Here is a 4,857-nt window from a genome sequence, read left to right on the forward strand (position 1 = left end):
GGATCACTCGCGCGAAGTTGAGCCCATTGTTGACGTGTGCAAGATCGATCTCCTTACCCGCCTGCAGTGCTATGGTCGTCTCGGGATCCAGCGCCTCCGCCTTGCGGATAGTCGTCGCCACATAGCCGGCATTCAGCCCCCACGCCATGTAGTCCAGCTGCTCCTGAGGATCGAGCTATTCCGGGTTGGCAATCACGGGCGGCAAGGCACGAGCGAGGATCTCGGTCAGCGCCGCACTCTGCTCGGCGAGTCATCTGAACCCTTCCCGCCGCTCCCTGGCTTCCATCACCTTCTTCGTCACCTGCTCGGTGACGGTACGGGTGGGGTTGCCCTGGTCAGCGTAGTCCGCCCAACGGATGCCAGCTTCGTGCATCTCGTCTCTTTCATCACTTCACCCTCGCCTTGGCCGTCAACCAACCGATGATGCCGGTGACTCTGATGATGCACCGCATAGGCCGCTCGATGAACACCCCCCTCGTAGTCGAAGATATCGGCGTCAGCGTCCGTTACCTCGCCGTGCAGCGGCAGCGGAAGACCTGTCCACTCCATAACCGCAAACACCGCTTCGCAGCGTGCAAAGTCGGTGACGCCGAATTCTGAACTCGTCGGGGTCGTTGAGGGTAAGGTATGCTGTGGCCATCAATTGGATCTCGTGGATTGCAGTAATCGCAGTGCCCCGGATCGACGTACTGCGGCTCGGTGTGCTCGCACGTTTCGCGATGCGCACAGTTCACGCAGCCGATCGAAGGCCAGTTTGTGGGTCTCCATCCAACAGGGCATGTCCCGGCGGTACATCCACACTATCGCGCCATGGCGGGAGTCCGACAGCAGCAGGTGGAGGGCCTGCAGAATGCGGACCTCGCCGCCGAGATTCCTCGCGCCGTGGCGTTGGACCCCTAACGCGATCGCCTCGTGCAGGAGCTGGGCGCAGTGGACTTGACGGCCGTGGCCGTCGGCGGCGGTGGTAACGCACCGTGCCCTCGCTAACCGACAGCTGACGTTCGATGGCGCGGCTGGGAACCCCTCGTGGGACCAGGGTCTTGATGGTCATACGACACTTCGAATCAATGATGGCCACGCCGGTTCCCGTCCATCACAAAAGGGAACGAGGCTATACAAGCGACCCGGAGTTGCGTAGATCTGGGTGTCGTCTTACAGCCGACCTCGTCGGCCAAACGCTTGCCGGTCACCGCCGCCACCGGTGCCAGCGCCCACAGCCAGGACAGCAGCGCGATGCCGACCCAAGCGAGCAGGTTGACGATGGCCAAGGCGAGCCCGCCCAGAATCAGGCAGGTGCGCACCCGAATATTTCCCAGTCACGATGCGACCTGCGCCAGGTTTCTTCTTGCCATCAGAACTTCTCCGGCCGCAGCACCGCGACGTCGGACACAAACAGGATCATTCCGTAGTTCGCGTAGTAGTGAGCTTGCAGGTGTGCGGCGATGTCCTCGGTGATGGCGGTGTCGCACACGACTTCGATGCGGATGTTGCTCAGTTCGCTCCAATCGCTAGTACGCGGCCCTCGGCTACCCTTGCCGCGGGCGTCGGTGATGGTGTAACCCCGGACCCCCAGGTGTTCTAGGTCTTTGATTAGGACGCTCTCTAGGGCAGCCTCGGTGATGATGGTCAGCAGTTTGCGCATCGAACTGTTCATGGGACTAGCCTCCGGTGATGGCGAATGCTTTCGTCGCCATGGCGTGATAGAGAGGAATGCCGACCAGGACGTTGAACGGGAAGGTGACGCCCAGGGAAGCGGCCAGCGATAGTGTCGGGTTGGCCTCTGGTACCGAAATGCGCATGGCGGCGGGCACGGCGATGTAGGACGCACTCGCTGCCAAGATGGCCAACATGGCCGTGCCCCCCAGCGACAGCCCGAGTCCGCGACCCAGCGCGATGCCCACCACGGAGGAGAAAAGCGGCATGCCAATGCCGAACAGCACGAGAAACAGGCCGTGCCGCCGCAGGCTGACGAACTGGGCGGCCGTGATAAGCCCCATTTCCAGGAGGAACAGGGCAAGGATTCCCTTGAAAAGATCGAAGAAGAGCGGCTTGACTGAAGTCAGCCCCTCCGAGCCGGCGGCCCAGCCGATCAGCAGCCCGCCAACGAGCAGCACGATGCCCTTGCCCAGAAACACCTCGTGCGCGACCGTGCCTATCCGCATGTCGCGAGAGAACCCGCGAGCCAGCAGGATCCCCACCAAGATGGCCGGGATCTCCAACACGGCGAGCAGGAACGGCATTTGCGCCTCGAAGTCGATCTGCCGGCTGGCAAAATAGGTGGCGGCGACGGCATAGGTGCCCACGCTCACCGAGCCATAGTGGGCAGCAACGGATGCCGCGTCGGCGCGGGTGAAACGCCCCATGAACCGCAGTACCGGAAAGGCAACCAGCGGCAACAGCGCGCCCATCGCCATGACCGCGAGGGCTTGCAGCGCGAGGCCGCCGAAGGGCTGCTTGGCGAGTTCAATGCCGCCCTTGAGGCCTATGGAGAGCAGCAGCAGCATGCTCACCAGTTCATAGATGGCTGCGGGCAGGCGCAGCTCCGAGCGCAGCAGGCCGGCGGCCAACCCGAGCAGGAAGAACAGCAGGACGGGATCGAAGGTGCTCAAGATGGCTTTCCCTCATTGCGTGGCTGTACCGATGGCAGGACCAGGCTGCTGCTGGCGTCCTGGTAGATCGGCGGCAGCACAAGCCCCGGGTAGTGTGCGTCGAGCACCTGCAGCTCCGCGCTCACGCTGGAGTCGGGCGCATTACCTGTGAATACCGGGATGAAGCGTGCGGCGAGCGTCGCCGTGTTTTCATGGCCGAAGCACTCCAGCAGCGCCGCCACCAGATCGGCGCGGGAGACTGCGCTTGCCGCCATCTCGAGCCAGCACAGCATCCAGATCCCATTGATCCCTGTTGTCTCCAGGACCCGGACAGCTCGGCGCGCACCGGCCGTATCCGGCAGGACTAGCGCACAAGGCAAGTTCGCTACGCCTTCTTCGTCGATCCAGATGCCTTGCACGGCTTCAACGTCGCTGGCGGACGACCGACGGCGAAGGATCGACAGATAGGCGACCAACTCTTCGTTAGCGCGTTCCAGGCTCCCATCATTGCGCACCAGCAAGAAGGTGCTTCTGGATTCGGTCGGCATGTTTTCATCCCCTGCGTAGGTGGCGGGCACTGGACTCCTCTCACGATGAGCGCCTGGGGCGCGAAAGGCCGTTTAGCGACCCACCCCGTTGTTCCTCATCATCAAAGATGACCAACAATTTTGACAGTCTGGATAAATTAGTTAAAGTCGAATATAACTTGCTGACACTTTGTAAAAACTTGTGAATAGCAGAAATGAATCTCAAGCACCTGCGCTACTTCTGGGCAGTGGCCCACGCCGGGAGTGTGGCGGCGGCAGCCAATCAGTTGCATCTGACGCCGCAAACCGTCAGTGCCCAGATCAAGCTGCTCGAGGACGACCTCGAAACGGCCTTTTTCAAGCCCGCTGGACGCGGTCTCGAACTTACCGAGGCGGGGCGCGTCGCGCTGTCCTACGCCGACGAGATCTTCGCGCTTGGTCATGAGATGGTCTCCTCGCTGCGGGCGAACGTAATCCCGGAGCAGACGATGGCTACGTTTCGCGTCGGCGTTTCCGACGTGGTCCCCAAGTCGCTGACGCACCGTCTGCTGGCTTCGCTGAAGCATGTGGAGAAGCCGCTACGGCTGGTTTGCCGCGAGGGCGCGATCGACTGGTTGCTTGGGGAATTGGCGCTGCACCGACTGGAGATGGTGCTGGCGGACCGCCCCATGCCGGCCGGCTTGGCGATACGCGGCCACAGCCGCAAGCTGGGCGAAAGCGCCGTCGCTTTTTTTGCCACGCCCGAGCTAGCGCGGCGTTACGAAGCCTTTCCAGCCGGTCTGAACGGGGCGCCACTGCTGCTGCCCGGGCCGAACGCGGCGGTACGCGGCGAGATCGACCGCTGGCTGGGCGAGGCGCGCTTGTACCCACGGGTGGTCGGGGAGTTCGATGACAGTGCCCTTATGAAGGTCTTCGCCGAGGCGGGTGAAGGTTTTTTCCCCGCTCCCGCGATCATCTCGGACGAGATCTGCGCGCGCTATGGCGTCAGCGAGGTAGGGCGGCTGGATGAGGTGCGCGAAATATTCTGGTTGATCAGCACGGAACGGCGTATTCGGAACCCGGAGGTTCGCGCCGTGCTGGAGGACGCCCGCAGCGCGGTTTTCATACCGCACGATGGTGGCGAAACAGCGCGGTAAAGATCGGAGTCTCAGAGCCCGGATCATGTTACAACTCACCTCCAACCCAGACGATTTGTCTACCGCCGTGAACCTGTCGTGGATGGGTGAGCTCGTGGCTCTGCCTTTCGAGACCGTTTATCGGTTAGCCGCCGATGCGACCAGTCCCGATGCCTTGCGCGCGATCTTTCGCACTAGCCGTAGCTTGGCGGAACGCCCCAATGCAGTGCGGGAGCGAGTAGCTCTCGGGGTTGGGGCACGCGAGTAAGTTCCCGGGTGGCGCGTACGACAATCTGGCAAGTCGTGCGGCGAGATCACGAAGGACGATTACGAGGAGATGTGGCGCGACCTTGAGCGGTAGATGGACTACACTTGGCGCGCCCGTAGTTATCCAACCTGAACGGCTAGCATCGAGATTGACCCACCGTCGTTCCTTCTACCGGAAACGTCACCTTCTCGCCTTTTCTGCGTAGAGCCATTACGTAAAGCAAAGGCAGAAAATGCTCCGGGGTCGGGATCGAGAGCTTCGCATCTGAACCCAGCGTTTCACAGGTGTATTAATTGCTGGTCACGACGTTCATCTCTCAGCGGTCGACGCCCGGCAATGTCAGGATGTCGATGGACATA

6 protein-coding genes are annotated in these 4,857 nt (G+C 61.9%); 1 reads left to right on the plus strand and 5 read right to left on the minus strand.

Annotated features, from left to right (window positions below):
• Nucleotides 1-250: 250 nt before the first annotated feature.
• From AC52Q4_RS12785 to AC52Q4_RS12805, 5 genes are all read right to left on the minus strand, one after another.
• Nucleotides 251-373 (minus strand): hypothetical protein, encoded by a 123-nt coding sequence (locus AC52Q4_RS12785; RefSeq protein WP_495537182.1) that lies wholly within the window; start codon nt 371-373, stop codon nt 251-253.
• 691 nt (nt 374-1,064) lie between these two features.
• Nucleotides 1,065-1,301 carry a hypothetical protein gene (locus AC52Q4_RS12790; RefSeq protein ID WP_495537183.1) on the minus strand — a complete coding sequence of 79 codons (237 nt, stop codon included), beginning with the start codon at nt 1,299-1,301 and terminating at the stop codon, nt 1,065-1,067.
• A 50-nt stretch (nt 1,302-1,351) separates the two neighbouring features.
• Entirely contained in the window at nt 1,352-1,654 is a 303-nt protein-coding gene (locus AC52Q4_RS12795) for a P-II family nitrogen regulator (protein WP_495537184.1), read from the minus strand.
• Between the two features lie 4 nt (nt 1,655-1,658).
• The gene (locus AC52Q4_RS12800) at nt 1,659-2,609 is read right to left on the minus strand and encodes a sodium-dependent bicarbonate transport family permease (RefSeq protein ID WP_495537185.1); all 951 of its coding nucleotides are present in this window, start codon (nt 2,607-2,609) and stop codon (nt 1,659-1,661) included.
• Entirely contained in the window at nt 2,606-3,136 is a 531-nt protein-coding gene (locus AC52Q4_RS12805; protein WP_495537186.1) for a hypothetical protein, read from the minus strand. Before AC52Q4_RS12805 ends, AC52Q4_RS12800 begins: the two co-directional genes overlap by 4 nt.
• A gap of 194 nt (nt 3,137-3,330) precedes the next feature.
• On the opposite strand from AC52Q4_RS12805, the gene nhaR reads away from it, so the two are divergent.
• Nucleotides 3,331-4,251, plus strand: coding sequence for a transcriptional activator NhaR (gene nhaR, locus AC52Q4_RS12810; RefSeq protein ID WP_495537187.1), 921 nt, complete (start codon nt 3,331-3,333; stop codon nt 4,249-4,251).
• Nucleotides 4,252-4,857: the final 606 nt, after the last annotated feature.

This window comes from Nitrococcus sp. (assembly GCF_059432795.1).